Source organism: Oceanicola sp. 502str15, from assembly GCF_024105635.1.
In the GTDB taxonomy this organism is placed as follows: domain Bacteria; phylum Pseudomonadota; class Alphaproteobacteria; order Rhodobacterales; family Rhodobacteraceae; genus Vannielia.
Map to the genome: position 1 here is coordinate 873,844 of NZ_WYDQ01000001.1, position 15,242 is coordinate 889,085.

Sequence of the window (15,242 nt, forward strand, 5' to 3'; positions counted from 1 at the left end):
GGGTTAAACCTATTTTAGCACCCTTGGGGCATTTCCGGGTTTGAGTGCCGGTCTCCTGTTGTCGTCGGGGCCGCACCTTGAGCACCTGGAGACTATGGATGCCCCTGCGGATGCCCCTGCTGCACAGCCTGAAACTGCGGATCAAACTGCCGCTTCTGATTTCTCTCATCGTGGTTCTCACGGTCGTCGGCTTTTTGGGCCTGCTGGCCTGGCAGGGCTGGCGAAACGCGGAGGAGGCGGCGCTGGCCCGGCTGGAGCGCACCCTGCAGGAGGATCGGCAGGCGGTCGAGGGCTGGGTCGAGCAGATCCGCTCGGACCTGGTGGTGAATGCGGCGGAGGCCACGGTGCTGTCGGCGCTGCAGAAGTTCACCGGCGCCTACAGCGCGATGGGTGCGGGGGTGACGGCCGAGCTGCAGCGCCACTATATCGAGGAAAACCCGCATCCACTGGGGGAGAAACACAGGTACGACTTCGCCCGCGACGGCTCGGGCTACTCGATCGCGCACAAGCGGTTTCATGGCTATTTCCGCGCCCAGCAGCAGACCCGCGGCTATTACGACATTTTCCTCTTCGATCCCTATGGAAACCTGATCTACACGGTGTTCAAGGAGCTGGATTTTGCCACCAACCTGATGGACGGGCCCTGGGCGCAGAGCGGGCTGGGCGAGGCGTTTCGCGGGGCGGTGGCGCGGGCGGGGTCCGACGATCCGGTCGTGTTTGTGGATTTTGCCCCCTACGGGCCCTCTCACGGGGCGGCGGCAGGCTTCGCCGGCATCGCCATCACCGATGAGGGCGGCACCCTGCGCGGCGTTCTGGCGGTGCAGATGCCCACCGACCAGATCGCGCCGCTGCTGGACAATGTCTCAAAGGGCAACGAGGGGGTGAAGGCGCTTGTCATCGGCCCCGATGGGATGCCGCGCAACCGGGTCGGCGAGGCCGGGCTGGAGCCGGTGGAGACCGAGGGGCTGACCCGGGCGCTGGCGGGCGAGCGCGGGCATCTGCAGGGCGTGCTTTCGGACGGGGCAGAGGGGCTTTCAGTCTACGGGCCGGTGAACCTCGGGGCCTTCACCTGGGCGATCTCGGTGGAAATGACCAATGCGCAGGCCTTCGGGGCGATCAACCGGCTCATCACCCATAGCGCCATCGGCGGCGGCGCGCTGCTGGTGGTGTCGACGCTGCTCGGATTCGCCCTGTCGCGCGGCATCGTCCGCCCGGTCAACGGTATGCGACAGGGGCTCGAGGAACTGGCGCGGGGCAGCTACGACCACCCGATCGCCGGGCGCAGCCGCGGCGACGAGCTGGGCGAGATGGCCGGCAGCGCCGAGAAGCTGCGCGAAACCCTGCAGGCGGCCCGCGCCGCCGAGCAGGACAACATCTTCCGCGGTGCAGGATTTCAGGCCAGTTCGGCCCCGATGCTTATGCTCGACAGCGACATGAAGGTCTCCTACGCCAATGCGGCGGCGGCCGAGTTCTTCGACGCGCATGGCGAGATCTACGCCGCGAGCGGGCTCCACGATGGCGCGGGCGCGCTGACCGGGCAGGGGATCGACCGGCTGATGCCCAACCCTGACACCCTGCGCAGGGCGCTTGAAACCCCCGAAGAGCTGCCCCGCACGCTGTTCTTCCGCCTCGGCGACACCCGGTTCTCGATGCGGGTCGGGGCGGTGGCCGATGAGGCCGGGCGCAGCATCGGCACGGTGGTCGAACTGGCCAATGCGACCCGCGACTTCATGGACCGCGCCCTGATGGGCACGATCGACAAGTTCCTCGCCACCATCAAGATGGACCGCGAGGCGAAGGTCTTCGAGGTCAATGACACCATGGCCGAAGTGCTGGGCTGCCCTGCCGCGGCGCTGACGGGCAAGGCGGCGGTTGAGGTGTTCGAGTTCGATGGCGCGCTTGCCGGCGAACGCGGCGAGGTGCTCGACCGGCTGAAAGCCGGGGAAAACGTCTTCGGCCTGTTCCGCCTGCGCGGGGCCGAAGGCAGCCCCCGCTGGCTGCAAGGCGGGTTCTCTCCGGTTCTGGATACCGACGGCCAGCCCGCCATGTTCCTCTTCATGGGCTCCGACATCACCGAAGACCGCGAAAAGCTCGTCTCCGCCGAGCAGGAGCAGCAGCGCGTGGCCAAGGCGCAGGCGCAGGTGGTCGACGGCCTGCGCGTGGGGCTCACGGCACTGGCCGAGGGCGATCTGACACGGCTGCTGGAGGAGGAATTTGCCGAGGAATACGAGGAGCTTCGCCTGAATTTCAACGAGGCGGCCGGCAAGCTCCGCGAGGCGATTGCCATGGTGATGGAGAACGCCGGGGTCATCCACCGCGAGGTGGGCGAGATCGCCTCTTCTGCCGACGACCTGTCACGCCGCACCGAACGCCAGGCCACCACGCTGGAAGAGACCGCCGCGGCGCTTGACGAGTTGACCTCCAGCGTGCGCTCCGCCTCCGAAGGGGCGGACCGGGCCAACACCATGGTGAGCGAAGCGCGGGGCAACGCCGAACAGGGCGGCCAGGTGGTGAGCGAAGCGGTGGCCGCGATGGGCCAGATTTCGCAGAGCTCCGACCAGATCTCGAAGATCATCAGCGTGATCGAGGACATTGCCTTCCAGACCAACCTGCTGGCGCTGAACGCCGGCGTCGAGGCGGCGCGGGCGGGCGAAGCCGGGCGCGGATTCGCGGTGGTCGCCTCCGAGGTGCGGGCGCTGGCCCAACGCAGCTCGGATGCGGCGCGCGAGATCTCGGGGCTGATCTCCTCCTCGGGCGATCACGTGCGGCGCGGGGTCGATCTGGTTGGCCAGACCGGCGTCGCCCTCAGCGAGATCGTCACCAGCGTGACCAACATTGCCGGCCATGTCTCGGAAATCGCCCGCTCTGCGAAGGAGCAGGCCAGTGGGCTCGACGAGATCAACACGGCGATGAATCAGCTCGACCATGTGACCCAGCAAAATGCGGCGATGTTCGAAGAGACCAATGCCGCCAGCCAGTCGCTCACCTCCGAGGCCGATACGCTGAAGAGCACGATGAGCCGTTTCCGCATCGGGGACGTGGTCGCCAACACCGCCACCGCGCCGGGCGATGCAATGCCGGCCCCGGCAGCGGTGGCCGCCTCCAAGGCGGCTCCGGCGGCCAAGCCTGCCGAAGCCCCGGCCCCCGAGCCGACCTTCCGCAGTGGCCGCAACCCCGCGCCCGCGACCCAGGGCAATACGGCCCTCGCGGTGAACCCGGCCGATGAAGACTGGGAAGAGTTCTGAGCCCGCCGGAAGAGCCCCGGAGCCCGCGCGTGCCCGGGGTGGCCGAAAAGAGGCGGGTGGTGATCGTGGATGACAGTGCCACCATGCGCGCCATGCTCGCCCGGCTGCTGGTGGAAGACGGGCGCTTCGACGTGGCCGGCGTGGCCGGAGATCCCTTCGAGGCGCGCGCGGTCATCAAGGCCACCCGGCCTCATGTCATAACCCTGGATGTCGAGATGCCGCGCATGGATGGGCTGAGCTTTCTGGAAAAAATCGTGTCCTTGCGGCCGCTTCCGGTGGTGATGCTCTCGTCGGGCATCGGCCCCGGGAGCGACATCACGGTCGAGGCGCTGGCGCTCGGCGCGATCGACTGCCTCGGCAAGCAGGGGCTCGATCGCCCCGATCGGGCCGCGGATGCGGCAGACCGGATCTACGAAGCCTCCCTCGCGAGGGTCGAGCCGCGCGCGTCACGCCCGGTCGCGGAAGAACACAGCCGGTTTCACTGGAACGGGCGGATCGTGCTGATCGGTTCCTCCACTGGCGGGGTTGAAGCGCTGGAGCGGGTTCTCGGGGCCATGCCACCGAACGCGCCCCCGATCGTGATCGTCCAGCATATGCCGCCCCAGTTCATGGAGAGCCTCGCACATCGCTTCTCCGGTCTCATTGCCCCGAGGGTCACCCTGGCCCGCAACGGGCTGCCGCTTATCCAGGGGATGGTCGTCTTCGCGCCCGGCGGGTCGCATCATCTGGAGCTTCAACCGGCATCGTCCTCACGCGAACTGCCGCTCTGCCGGCTGGTCGAAGGGCCGCCGGTCTCGGGACACCGGCCCTCGGTCGACCGGCTGTTCCACTCGCTCGAGGCGCTCGCCCCGCGCCTGCTGGCCGTTCTGCTCACCGGTATGGGCCGGGACGGGGCCGAGGGGATGCTGGCGCTGCGCGCGGCGGGCGCCCGGACCGTGGCGCAGAGCCGCGAAAGCAGCACGGTCTGGGGCATGCCTCGGGTGGCCTGGGAGACCGGCGCGGCCGAGGAACAGGTGCCGCTTGGCAGTATAGGTGGCCGGATCCTCGAGATCTGCGGCCGCAGCAGGGAGGGTGTGCAATGATCGGGAACGGGGCGACGGTGCATGTGGCGCAGGGGGAGTTCGGCGTGTCCGGCGACCCCGAGACGCTGCTGACCACGATTCTGGGCAGCTGCGTTTCGGTCTGCCTCTGGGACAGCGAGACGCGGTTGGGCGGGATGAACCACATCCTGCTGCCGGGCGGTGGCACAGATCTCTACGAAGCAGCCGCCGGGGCGAACGCGATGGAGCTGCTGATCAACGGCATGCTGAAGGCGGGCGCGCGGCGCAGCAAGCTGGAGGCCAAGCTCTTTGGTGGTGCGCGCATGATTAAGGCCAGCTCGGACATCGGGGCCCGGAACGGGGCGTTCGTGCTGGAGTTTCTGGAGCGCGAGAATATCCCGGTTTCCGGCCAGTCCCTGGGTGGCACGCAGGGCCGCCGGGTGCAGTTCTGGCCGGAGAGTGGACGGGCGCGCCAGATGCTGATCTCGAAGTTCGAGGAGCCTATCACCCCGGTGAAGGCTCCGGCCCCCGCTGCGGTAGAGGATGATCTTGAGTTGTTCTGATCCGGCGCGGGCGGAGGCTGACTTGTCCCGGCATGGAAGACCATGCCGGGAGAGGGCCGATCAGGAATCTGACGGCAATTATTGTGTAAAGAGCGGTCGTGTCGCCCACGCCGGCGAAGCCTGAACGCACTGTGTTTTGCGGACGGAGGCTTCAGAAAAAGTCGACTTCTCCGGTGGGCTTTTCCTGCTGCAGGGCCGCCTCGCCGCCTTGGAGCAGGGCGATACGGCAGCTTTCGAGGCGCAGGAGGTCGGCGAGGGCGACGATGTCGATGTGGTCCTGGCGAACTGCGGCGTCAGAAGCCAGGTGTGCGGCGGCGCGAAGGTCGTCGAGGGTCTGGTGAATAAGGTCGAGGCCCTGCAGTTCGCGCAGTTGCGCACGGGTCGGGTGGCCGGCCTGGGTGAGGAAGGCGCCAAGGTCGTCCTGCATCTGCGCGGTGCGGCTGGCGAGGCCATCGAGGGTTTCGGCGAGGCGCGACAGGAGAGCCGAGATCGGGAGGTCGGTGGCGACGGGCATGGTGGCTGTGTCGGGGGAGGCGGTGGCATTCACAGGCGGCCCACCACGGCTTCCATGCAGGCGTGCAGGTCTTTGGGCTCAAAGGGTTTCTTGATGAAGTTGTTCATCCCGAGGGCGCGGCCGGTGTCGATTACCTGCTTGTCGGCCTTGCCGGTGATCAGGATGAAGCCGATGCCCTTGAGCTTGGCGTGGGTGCGCAGGGCCTTCAGCAGATGCAGCCCGTCCATGCCCGGCATGTTGTAGTCGGAGATCACCAGATGCGCCGGCTTCTTTTCGAGTTCGGCCATGGCGGCGTTTCCGTCGGCGGTGTAGCGCACATTGGTCACGCCCATTGCATCGAGCGCCTGAAGGATCAGGCCGCGGCTGGTGGACATGTCATCGACCACCATGACGTGGAGTTTTTCGCGGAGGGACATCGGGTTACTCCTGATGGGTGCCGGGGGGCGGCGTGACTCGGGCCTTCGGGGAGGGGTCGAAGGCGAATGTTGTTTGCGCGACCTGGTGGAACGGCGCGTTGGCGGCGGCGTCGATACGCTCGGAGTGGCCGAGGTAGAGCATGGCGCCGGGAGCGCAGACGCCTGCGAAGCGGGACACCAGCTGGTTTTGCGTGGGCTGGTCGAAGTAGATCATCACGTTGCGGCAGAAAATGGCATCGAACTGTCCCTTCATCGGCCAGTCGCCCATGAGATTGAGGTGGCGGAAGGCGATGAGGGCGCGGAGGGGTTCGGCAATGGTCACATCGCCACCCTCGGCGGGGCGCAGGAACCTTTGATAGCCGCGCGACTCCAGCGGGGCGACCAGTTCGGAGGAATAGGTGGCGGCGCGGGCGGCGGCGAGGATCTGGTGGTCGATGTCGGTGGCCAGGATGCGGAGATCGTGGCGGGCGGCCTCGGGGAAGTGCTCGAGCACCACCATGGCAAGGCTGTAGGCCTCCTGGCCGGAAGAGCAGGCCGATGACCAGAGGCGGACGCGGCCCCCGGCGCGGGCGCGCTCGGCGAGCCCCGGCAGCAGCTCGCTGGCGAAATGCTCGAAGTGGTGGCTTTCGCGGAAGAAGCTGGTGACATTGGTGGTCAGCGCCGAGATCAGATGCTCGCGCTCACCGCCCGACCCGGGGCTCTGCACCAGGGCGATGTAGTCATCGACGCTGGCGAGCTTCAGGGCGCGGAGCCGCTTGCCGATGCGCGAGAAGACCATGGCGGATTTTTCCGGCACGATGTGCAGCCCGGCGGCCTCGCGGGCCATGCGCGCGATCGCCTCGAACTGCGCCTGCTTCTGCGGCGACATCGGCGCAGAGGACATGGCGGCGGCAGCGAGCTTGGGCGGCGCGGCAGGGGATATGGCCTGGGCCGTGTTCACGCGGCCTCGGCATCGACATTGGGCAGAACGGCGGCGAGGTCGAGCACCCGCAGCATGCGTTCTTCGTGGATGGTGAGGGCGCGGACGCATTTGAGCGAGCCGTCCGACGACATGTCGGGCGGGGCCTGAAGCTCGGCCTCCGAGACGGCGAAGATGTCGGAGACGGCATCGACCAGCAGGCCGACGGTGTCATCGCCCGATTGGACCACGACGATGACGTTGCGGTCGTTCTTTTCGCCCGCGGCGATGCCGAGGCGCTTGGCGAGGTCGATGATGGGCAGCACCGTGCCGCGCAGGTTGATGACGCCGCGCACGTAGGGCGGGGCATGGGGCAGGGGAGTGGCCTCTGTCCAGCTGCGGATCTCGCGGACCGAGATGATGTCGATCGAATACTCCTGGGTGCCGACGTGGAAGCTGAGAAGCTCCTGGCGGGTGGGGTCGTGGGCGGTTTCTTCACTGGGGGATGTCATGGCATTATCCTGCGAGGTCAAAGGTTTGCAAGCTGCGCGAACTGCCGGCAGAGGCGATCAGATCGGCCGGGTCTAGGATGAGGGCAATGCGGCCATTGCCGAGGATGGTGGCCGCGGCGATCCCGGGGATGCGGCCATAGCTCTCTTGCAGCCCCTTGATGACCACCTGCCGCTGTTCGACGATCCGGTCGACCACGAGGGCGGAGCGGGTGTTGTCCTCCATGGTGATGAGCAGGACCGAGGAGCCCTCGTAGCTTTCGAGGGCGGGGCGGAAGCCGAGCTGCACGGCCATGTCGAGGATGGGCACGAACTCTTCGCGGATGCGCACGAGCTTCGTGCCCGCGCCGAGTTGCTCCATGTCGGCGGCCTGAAGGGTGAGGGTTTCGGAGATGGAGCCCAGCGGCACCACGAGGATTTCGCCGCCCGCCTCCACGACCATGCCGTCGAGCACGGCGAGGGTGAGGGGCAAAGAGATGGAGAAGGTGGTGCCCACGCCCGGCTCGGAGGTGATGGTGACGCGGCCACCGAGGGCCTGGATGGAGGAGCGCACGACGTCCATGCCCACGCCACGCCCGGAGAGGTCGGAGACCTCCTTGGCGGTGGAAAAGCCGGGGAGAAACAGGAGGTTGTCGATTTCCTGATCCTGCATCGGCACGCCGGGCGGGATAAGGCCCTTCTCCTCGGCCTTGGCACGGACCACTTCGCGGTTGATGCCGCCCCCGTCGTCCTTGATTTCCAGCACCACGCGGCCGGATTTGTGGGCGGCGGTCAGGGTGACGACGCCTTCCGAGGGTTTGCCGGCCTTGAGGCGGCCCTCGGTGGTTTCGAGCCCGTGATCGACGGCGTTGCGCACCATGTGGGTGAGCGGATCGGCGAGGCGTTCGATCACGGTCTTGTCGATCTCGGTGGCCTCGCCATCGGTGACGAAGCGGACCGATTTGCCGACCATGGAGGAGCTTTCGCGCACGATCCGGCTCATCCGCTGGAACAGGGATTTGACCGGCTGGGCACGGATCATCATCACGCTTTCCTGGATGTCGCGGGTGAGCTGGAGAAACTCTTCGAGCCCGGAAGACACGGTGGAATTGGCCGGGATGCCGGCTTCGACGACGCTCTGGGAGAGCATGGCCTGGTTGATGACCAGCTCGCCGACGAGGTTGACCAGCCGCTCGATCCGGTCGAGGTCGACGCGGACGGTGGCCTTGGGGCCGGCGGCGGCCTGTTTGCTATCCTTGCCTGCGCCGGCGGTGGGCGCGGGTTTGGGGGGCGTGGGTTGGGGGGCCGCGCTCACTGGCTCGGGCTCCGGGTCTGGCTCGTCGTCCTCGGCGGTGGCGGGGGCCGGATCGGGGGTGGGGCCGTCGCCATCGTCGGCGGTGCCGGGAATGACGATGCTGTCGAGGTCGGGCAGGCCGGGGGCGGCATTGCCGCGCGCCTTGATCGTGAGCTCGCAGAGGCCGTCGACGAATTCGAAGACCTCGGCCACCTCTTCCTCGCGGGCGGGGGTGGTGAGCTCGATGTGCCAGCCGATGGCGCCCTCTTCGGGGTGCAGGTTCTCGAGGGCGGGGAGCTTGGAGAGGTCACAGGTGGTGGTCATCTCGCCCAGATCCTGCAGGGCGGCGAGGAGGTGGCGGGGTTCGTTGCCGGAGGCGAAGAGCTCGGCGTTGGGGTGGAAGGAGATGGCGAAGCCCGGGGGCGAGTCATCTGCCGCATCGCTGCTTTCGCCGTCGTCATCTCCGAGGGGGTCGAGCGAGAGGGTCATCGGGGCGAAGTCGATCTCTTCCTCGACCTCCTCCTCGATCACGCCGCCGACCAGCGCCTCGAGGTCGCCCAGAACGGCCTCGGTGGTGGTGGTGTCGAGGGTTTCGCCATCGCGGGAGGCGCGGACGATGTCGTAGAGGATGTCGGCGCCGCGGAAGAACAGGGCGATGGTGTCGCGGGTGGGATCGAGCCGGCCATTGCGGATTTCGTCCATGACGGTCTCGAAGCGGTGGGCGAAACGCACCAGCTCCTCGAGCCCGAAGGCCCCGGCGCCGCCCTTGATCGAGTGCACGGCGCGGAAGCAGACGTTGATGGTTTCGCTGTCGGTATCGCCATCGTCCATCGCTGTCAGCCCGTCCTGCAGGCTTTCGAGCAGCTCCTCGCATTCGATGAAGAAGCTGGCGCGGATTTCGGCCATCGGATCTGTTTCGGGCATCAGGCGGCTCCTTTTCCGGCGACCATGTTGATGGCCTTGACCAGCTTGACCGGATCGAAGGGTTTGACGATCCAGCCGGTTGCGCCGGAGGCGCGGGCGCGGGCCTTGAGTTCGGCGGCACTTTCGGTGGAGAGCACGAGGATGGGCACGGCGCTGTGGGCGGATTTGGCGCGCACGGCGTCGATGAAGCCGAAACCGTCCATCCGGGGCATGTTGATGTCGGTGATGATCGCGTCGGGCGGGGTGCCGTCCTGTGCCATCTCTTCGAGCACCTCCAGCCCGTGAACGCCGTCTTCGGCGACCTCGGGCGCAAAGCCGGCCTGGGCGAGGGCGAGCTTGAGCATGTCGCGGATGGTGCGGCTGTCATCCACCGCGAGGATCTTGAGGCTCATTCGGCTGGCTCCTTGCTGCAAAGATCGCCGGGGGAGAGGCCGAAGAGCGCAAGCTGGGCCTCGCACTCCTGCGACAAGGAATCGACCGACAGCTCGGCCCCCGCCTCGCGCCAGCTTTTCGCGGCGGCGAGCAGCACCTGGAGGCCGGGTGTGCCGATGCTTTCACAGCTGCTGGCGTCGATCACCACGGGGCTGCCGGCATGGCCGAGCAGCGCCTCGCGCAGGGGGGCGGCGGCGGGCAGGTCGAGCCGCTCGGGCAGGGGCACGCGCTGGCTGGCTTCGCTCATCGGGCAGGCCCCCGCATCGGCGGGGCGAAGGGCACAAGCATGAAACGACTCCTTCATCCGGTCGGTTGGATGAGGAAGAGATGCCCCAGAGGTCTTAAGATTAACTTACACGCCGTGAGGAAATCGCACGCCGCCGCAAGGAAAGCGTCATTGCCTCGGGGCCACCCCGCAGGAGACGGGGGATCAGGCGGTGCGGCGCTCGTGCAGGTGGTTGGCGCAGCCGATCAGGGGGGCGCGGTCATCGCGCACCAGCGTGACGGGAAAATCCTCCATGAACCCGGCAAAGCGGCCCTTGTCGCGGAACCCGGCGGCGAAGGTGCCGGTCTTCAGCAGCGCGCCAAGCCCGGTGGCGACGCCGCCGACGAGGTAGATGCCGCCGAAGGGCAGATGCTCGAGCGCGAGGTTGCCCGTCACGGTGCCCAGAAAGCGCAGGAAGGTCTGCACCGCGGCCCCGGCCTGCGGGCTGCGGCCTGCCTCGGCCGCGGCGATGATCTCGCTGCCGCGCAGCTCGGGCGCGGCTCCGGTTTCGGCGCAGTGCCAGCGATAGACGTTCTCCAGACCGCGACCCGACAGCACCTCTTCGACCGCCGGAAAGCCGTGGCTGTCATCAACGTAATGGCTCAGGCGCAGGTCGGCCTCGGTGCGGATCGGCAGGTTGACGTGGCCGCTCTCGGAGGCGGGCACGAGGCGGCCGGTGGGGGTGGAATGGACCGGCACGGCGTTGAAGCCGGTGCCGACATTGACCACGAGGCCGGTGGCCCCGGGCGCGGGGGGCGCGGCGGCGGGGAGGATGGTTTCGAGCCCTTCGGGTGCGAGGCGGCCGATGGCGTGGCCGGGGGCCTGGAGATCGTTGAGCAGGGCGACCTCGTCGGTGCCCGCGGCCCGCGCGATGGTGGGAATGTCGAGCACCCAGTCGATATTGGTCAGCTCGGCCACGCCATCGACCACGGGCCCGGCCGCCGCCACGCAGGCCCCCGAGATCTGCGGCGTGCCGACCCGGGGCAGGTAGCCCGCGACCACGGCCTCGAAATCGGCGAACTCGGCATTGCGGAACCGCATGATCGAGCCTGCATCGAGCTCGGGGCCATGGGCCAGCGCGAGCCGGGTGTTGGTGCCGCCGATATCGGCGATCAAGGCGGTGTGGGTCATCCTTGGGGGCTCCTGAGCGCGGCCTTCAGGGCCTCATAGGAGGCTTTGGGGGTGCGCTCAAGGCTGTCGTAATCGACATGGACCAGCCCGAAGCGCGGGCCGTAGCCCAGAGACCATTCGTAATTGTCCATCAGCGACCAGATATAATAGCCCTTCACCGGCACGCCCTCGGCCAGCGCCTGTTTGACCGCCGCGAGGTGCGCGTCGAGATAGGCGATGCGGGTATCGTCGGGGACGCCGGGCATATCGGGCCAGGCCATGCCGTTCTCGGTGACATAGAGCGGCAGGTCGCCGGTGTAGTTGGCGGCGGTATCCTTGAGGAAGTGCAGCAGGCCCTCGGGGTAGATCTCCCAACCGACCTGGGTTTTGGGCAGGTCGCCCGCGCCCTCGATGTAATGGGGCCAGGGCGCCTGCGGGTCGGGGGAGATGAGCTTGCGGGTGTAGTAATTCAGGCCGCACCAGTCGAGCGGGGCGGTGATCGTGGAAAAATCGTGCTGCCAGCCCTCGGGCATGTGGGGGCCGAGGCCCTCGAGCACATCGGCGGGGTATTCGCCCTTGAAGATGCCCGAGCGGAACCAGCGGTTGTAGATGCCGTCATAGCGCCGGGCGGCGGCCTCGGCCTCGGGGCTCTCGTCGGCGGGCTGGGCATATTCGAAGTTGAAGACGGCGCCGAGGTTGCCCATGCCGAGGCTGCGCATGGCCCCGATCGCCTCGCCATGGGCAAGGCAGACGTGGTGCATGGCGCGGGCGGTGGCGCGGATGTCGCGCAGGCCGGGGGCGTGGAGCCCCATGAAATGGGAGAGCCAACCGACGCACCATGGCTCGTTGATCGGCGCGGCGGACCAGATGCGGTCTCCGAGGCGGGCCATGACGGTATAGGTGTAATCGGCAAACCAACGGGCGATGTCGCGGTTGCGCCAGCCGCCCTTGTCGAGCAGGGGCGAGGGCAGTTCCCAGTGGTAGAGCGTGGCGGCGGGCTTGAGGCCGCGTTCGAGCATGCCATCGACGAGGCGGTCGTAGAAGTCGAGCCCCTCGGGGTTGGCGGGACCGGTGCCCTCGGGCATGACGCGCGCCCAGGACAGGCTGAAGCGGTAGACGTCGAGCCCGGCATCGGCAATCAGATCAAGGTCTTGCGGCCAGCGGTTGAAGTGATCGCAGGCGGTTTGCCCGTGCTCGGCATGGGCCACGTTGCCGGGCGTGGCGGCGAAATCATCCCATTGGGTGCGGCCTGCGCCGCCCATGCCGTGGCCCTCGATCTGATAGGCCGAGGTGGCGGTGCCAAAGAGGAAACCTTCGGGAAAGTCGGCGCGGCTGTGGCGGAGCATGGGGCGAAATCCTGATGGGGCGCGGGGTTGGGGGCATGTATCTTAAAAGAAGGGCGGGCGAGTCCAGGGGCGGGCGCGGTTCAGGGCGCGGGGCCGGTGGAGAGGCCGAGGGTGAGGTCGGCCTCCAGCAGGTGCTGGCGGGGGCCGTTGTCGGGGGCCTCGATCAGGCCGAGCAGCATTTCGGCGGTGATCCGGCCCGCCTCGCGCACTGAGCTGCGGGTGGCCGTGAAAACAGGCACTTCGCCGCCGTTCTTGAAGTAGCCGAGATCGTCGTCATGGGTGATGATCGACACGTCGCGCCCCATCACCATGCCGCGCGCCTCGATCGCCCGGCGCACGCCCATGGCGGTGATGAGCGAGGAGACGAGGAAGGCGGTGGGCGGTTCGGGCAGGGAGAGCATGGTGCTGGCGGCCTCGTAGCCGTAGCTCTCGGTCATTTCCTCGGCGCGGTGGAGGGCCGGGAGGAAGGGCAGGCTGCGGGCGGCGAGCGCGGCCTCGAAGCCCTCGCGGCGGCGGATCGCGAAATCCATGGTTTCGAGCCCGTTCAGCAGGGCGATGCGGCGGTGGCCGAGGTCGGCGAGGTGGAGGGTGGCGCGCTCGAAGGCGCGGCGGTTGTTCACGTCGACCCAGGAGTAGTCGGACTCGTCGACGGGCACGCGGCCATGGACCACGAAGGGCAGGCCGACCTCCTTGAGCAGGGCGATGCGCGGGTCGCCGGCGCGCGGGCCGTGGATCACCGCGCCATCGACGGAGTTGCGCTGGGCCATGGAGCGGTAGGCGGTGCCTTCGGCATCGTCGGGGACGACGGTGAGCATCATGTCGTAGCCGGCGCGGGCATAGATCTCGCCGGCGCCGCCGATGAAGTCGCCGAAGACCGGGTTCATCATTTCGTGGCGGGTGGAGATGGGGATGACGTGGCCGATCGCCATGGCGCGGCCGGTGGCGAGGCTCTGGGCGCGGGTGTTGGGGCGATAGTTGTGCTGCGTTGCAGCGGCGAGCACGCGCTTGCGGGTGGCCTCCGCAACCTCGGGATAGCCGTTCAGCGCACGGCTCACCGTGGTTTGCGACAGACCGAGATTCGCGGCGAGCTGCTTCAGGTTCATTGTGCCAGCACCCTCCCAAAGCGCTTTCAACTTGAGGAGACACTAGCGGGGAAGGGCGGGGTCGTCAAAGCATTGCAGTTGCAGCGTGAAATTGCTGCGACTGCGAAAAACACGATTAAAACAGGCAGGTAGAATGAGGCTTGGTTGACCTGTGGGCTGGGATCGGTCATGGTGGTGCTGTCCAAAGCGCTTTGAGAAGCCCCGAGTCGGAACGGGATTTGTGACCAAGGCGGGGGAGAGACGACAGCGCCGGGCAGAGCCCGCGCTTTACAACCGGGAGGATACCTTCATGAGACATTCCATCAAGACGAGCTGCGCCGTGCTGGCGCTGATGAGCGCTCCGGCGCTTGCCGAGCAGATCACCGTGGCGGGCCCGTGGATCGGCGCCGACGAGGATCATGTGCAGGCGGTGCTGGCGGCCTTTGCCGAGGCCTCGGGCCATGACGTGCGCTACACCGGCTCCGACAGCTTCGAACAGCAGATCGTGATCGACGCCGAGGCCGGATCGGCCCCCAACGTGGCGGTGTTTCCGCAGCCCGGGCTTGCCGCCGTCATGGCCGAGCGCGGCTTCCTGACGCCGCTGGCCGAGGGCACCGGCGACTGGGTGAAGGAAAACTATACCGCCGGGCAGAGCTGGGTCGATCTGGGCACCTATGCCGGGCCGGATGGCAGCGATGCGCTCTACGGCTTTTTCTACAAGGTCGATGTGAAGAGCCTTGTCTGGTACATCCCGGAGAACTTCGAGGATGCGGGCTACGAGGTGCCGGAGACGCTGGAAGACCTGAAGGCTCTGAGCGCACAGATCGTGGAAGACGGCGAGACGCCGTGGTGCATCGGGCTCGGCTCGGGCGGCGCCACGGGCTGGCCGGCGACGGACTGGGTGGAGGACATGATGCTGCGCACCCAGGCGCCTGACGTCTACGACAAGTGGGTGAGCAACGAGATCCCCTTCACCGATCCGGCCGTGGTGGGCGCGATCGAGGCCTTCGGCGAGTTCGCGCTGAACGACGACTGGGTTGCGGGCGGCGCGGGCGCGGTGGCGACCACCGACTTCCGCGAAAGCCCCAAGGGCCTCTTTGACGCCCCGCCCAAGTGCTACATGCACCACCAGGCCAGCTTCATCCCCAGCTTCTTCCCGGAAGGCTCGGTTGTGGGCGAGGACGTGGACTTCTTTTACTTCCCGGCCTCGGGCGAGGGCGACCTCGGCCAGCCGGTGCTGGGCGCGGGCACGCTCTGGGCGATCACCAACGACAGCCCGGCGGCACATGAGCTGATCGAGTTCCTGAAGACCCCGGAAGCGCATGAGATCTGGATGGCGCGCAAGGGCTTCCTGACGCCGCACAAGGGGGTGAACCCCGATGCCTTCGGTGATCCGACCCTGAAGAAGATGAACGAGATCCTTCTGGGCGCGACCACCTTCCGCTTCGACGCCTCCGACCTGATGCCGGGCGCCGTCGGCGCGGGCAGCTTCTGGACCGGGATGGTCGATTATGTCGGCGGCAAGGACGTTGCCACCGTGACCGAAGAGATCCAGCAGAGCTGGGACGCGGTGAAGTGATGAGCGCCGCCGCCCCGGACGCGGGTTCGGGGCGGCGCGCGACAGG

14 protein-coding genes are annotated in these 15,242 nt (G+C 67.6%); 4 read left to right on the forward strand and 10 right to left on the reverse strand.

Annotated elements, in window-relative coordinates:
- Positions 1-98: 98 nt before the first annotated feature.
- The 3 genes from GTH22_RS04195 to GTH22_RS04205 are packed head-to-tail and all read left to right on the forward strand — an operon-like array spanning position 99 to position 4,848.
- Positions 99-3,245 carry a methyl-accepting chemotaxis protein gene (locus GTH22_RS04195; RefSeq protein WP_252943435.1) on the forward strand — a complete coding sequence of 1,049 codons (3,147 nt, stop codon included), beginning with the start codon at positions 99-101 and terminating at the stop codon, positions 3,243-3,245.
- Positions 3,246-3,274: 29 nt separating this feature from the next.
- The gene (gene cheB, locus GTH22_RS04200) at positions 3,275-4,327 is read left to right on the forward strand and encodes a chemotaxis-specific protein-glutamate methyltransferase CheB (protein ID WP_252943437.1); all 1,053 of its coding nucleotides are present in this window, start codon (positions 3,275-3,277) and stop codon (positions 4,325-4,327) included.
- Positions 4,324-4,848: a chemotaxis protein CheD gene (locus tag GTH22_RS04205; RefSeq protein WP_252943439.1), complete on the forward strand. Its 525-nt coding sequence runs from the start codon at positions 4,324-4,326 to the stop codon at positions 4,846-4,848. The genes cheB and GTH22_RS04205 overlap by 4 nt, the downstream gene beginning before the upstream one ends.
- A 151-nt stretch (positions 4,849-4,999) precedes the next feature.
- Here the strand turns inward: GTH22_RS04205 and GTH22_RS04210 are convergent, their stop codons facing one another.
- From GTH22_RS04210 to GTH22_RS04255, 10 genes are all read right to left on the reverse strand, one after another.
- The gene (locus GTH22_RS04210; protein ID WP_252943441.1) at positions 5,000-5,362 is read right to left on the reverse strand and encodes a hypothetical protein; all 363 of its coding nucleotides are present in this window, start codon (positions 5,360-5,362) and stop codon (positions 5,000-5,002) included.
- A gap of 29 nt (positions 5,363-5,391) precedes the next feature.
- A complete protein-coding gene (locus GTH22_RS04215; protein ID WP_252943443.1) occupies positions 5,392-5,778 on the reverse strand; it encodes a response regulator in 387 nt (128 codons plus the stop codon).
- Between the two features lie 4 nt (positions 5,779-5,782).
- Positions 5,783-6,718: a protein-glutamate O-methyltransferase gene (locus tag GTH22_RS04220; protein WP_252943445.1), complete on the reverse strand. Its 936-nt coding sequence runs from the start codon at positions 6,716-6,718 to the stop codon at positions 5,783-5,785.
- Positions 6,715-7,188, reverse strand: coding sequence for a chemotaxis protein CheW (locus tag GTH22_RS04225; protein ID WP_252943448.1), 474 nt, complete (start codon positions 7,186-7,188; stop codon positions 6,715-6,717). Before GTH22_RS04225 ends, GTH22_RS04220 begins: the two co-directional genes overlap by 4 nt.
- A gap of 4 nt (positions 7,189-7,192) precedes the next feature.
- Positions 7,193-9,382, reverse strand: coding sequence for a chemotaxis protein CheA (locus GTH22_RS04230; RefSeq protein ID WP_252943450.1), 2,190 nt, complete (start codon positions 9,380-9,382; stop codon positions 7,193-7,195).
- Complete coding sequence (locus GTH22_RS04235) at positions 9,382-9,774, reverse strand: response regulator (RefSeq protein WP_252943452.1); 393 nt, start codon at positions 9,772-9,774, stop codon at positions 9,382-9,384. The genes GTH22_RS04230 and GTH22_RS04235 overlap by 1 nt, the downstream gene beginning before the upstream one ends.
- The gene (locus GTH22_RS04240) at positions 9,771-10,061 is read right to left on the reverse strand and encodes an STAS domain-containing protein (RefSeq protein WP_252943453.1); all 291 of its coding nucleotides are present in this window, start codon (positions 10,059-10,061) and stop codon (positions 9,771-9,773) included. The genes GTH22_RS04235 and GTH22_RS04240 overlap by 4 nt, the downstream gene beginning before the upstream one ends.
- A gap of 183 nt (positions 10,062-10,244) precedes the next feature.
- The gene (locus GTH22_RS04245; protein WP_252943454.1) at positions 10,245-11,210 is read right to left on the reverse strand and encodes a glucokinase; all 966 of its coding nucleotides are present in this window, start codon (positions 11,208-11,210) and stop codon (positions 10,245-10,247) included.
- The gene (locus GTH22_RS04250) at positions 11,207-12,535 is read right to left on the reverse strand and encodes a GH1 family beta-glucosidase (RefSeq protein ID WP_252943455.1); all 1,329 of its coding nucleotides are present in this window, start codon (positions 12,533-12,535) and stop codon (positions 11,207-11,209) included. The genes GTH22_RS04245 and GTH22_RS04250 overlap by 4 nt, the downstream gene beginning before the upstream one ends.
- Positions 12,536-12,615: 80 nt before the next feature.
- A complete protein-coding gene (locus tag GTH22_RS04255) occupies positions 12,616-13,638 on the reverse strand; it encodes a LacI family DNA-binding transcriptional regulator (RefSeq protein ID WP_252943457.1) in 1,023 nt (340 codons plus the stop codon).
- 331 nt (positions 13,639-13,969) lie between these two features.
- Here GTH22_RS04255 and GTH22_RS04260 point away from each other — a divergent pair, with 331 nt between their 5' ends.
- Positions 13,970-15,196: an ABC transporter substrate-binding protein gene (locus GTH22_RS04260; RefSeq protein ID WP_371928382.1), complete on the forward strand. Its 1,227-nt coding sequence runs from the start codon at positions 13,970-13,972 to the stop codon at positions 15,194-15,196.
- Positions 15,197-15,242 lie beyond the last annotated feature (46 nt).

Excerpts from the sequence above, each read along its gene's own strand:
- GTH22_RS04195 (WP_252943435.1), top strand. The coding sequence starts at position 99 with ATGCCCCTGCGGATGCCCCTGCTGCACAGCCTGAAACTGCGGATCAAA.
- GTH22_RS04230 (WP_252943450.1), bottom strand. The coding sequence starts at position 9,382 with ATGCCCGAAACAGATCCGATGGCCGAAATCCGCGCCAGCTTCTTCATC.
- GTH22_RS04225 (WP_252943448.1), bottom strand. The coding sequence starts at position 7,188 with ATGACATCCCCCAGTGAAGAAACCGCCCACGACCCCACCCGCCAGGAG.
- GTH22_RS04250 (WP_252943455.1), bottom strand. The coding sequence starts at position 12,535 with ATGCTCCGCCACAGCCGCGCCGACTTTCCCGAAGGTTTCCTCTTTGGC.
- GTH22_RS04215 (WP_252943443.1), bottom strand. The coding sequence starts at position 5,778 with ATGTCCCTCCGCGAAAAACTCCACGTCATGGTGGTCGATGACATGTCC.
- GTH22_RS04205 (WP_252943439.1), top strand. The coding sequence starts at position 4,324 with ATGATCGGGAACGGGGCGACGGTGCATGTGGCGCAGGGGGAGTTCGGC.
- GTH22_RS04255 (WP_252943457.1), bottom strand. The coding sequence starts at position 13,638 with ATGAACCTGAAGCAGCTCGCCGCGAATCTCGGTCTGTCGCAAACCACG.
- GTH22_RS04245 (WP_252943454.1), bottom strand. The coding sequence starts at position 11,210 with ATGACCCACACCGCCTTGATCGCCGATATCGGCGGCACCAACACCCGG.
- GTH22_RS04210 (WP_252943441.1), bottom strand. The coding sequence starts at position 5,362 with ATGCCCGTCGCCACCGACCTCCCGATCTCGGCTCTCCTGTCGCGCCTC.
- GTH22_RS04235 (WP_252943452.1), bottom strand. The coding sequence starts at position 9,774 with ATGAGCCTCAAGATCCTCGCGGTGGATGACAGCCGCACCATCCGCGAC.
- GTH22_RS04240 (WP_252943453.1), bottom strand. The coding sequence starts at position 10,061 with ATGAGCGAAGCCAGCCAGCGCGTGCCCCTGCCCGAGCGGCTCGACCTG.
- GTH22_RS04260 (WP_371928382.1), top strand. The coding sequence starts at position 13,970 with ATGAGCGCTCCGGCGCTTGCCGAGCAGATCACCGTGGCGGGCCCGTGG.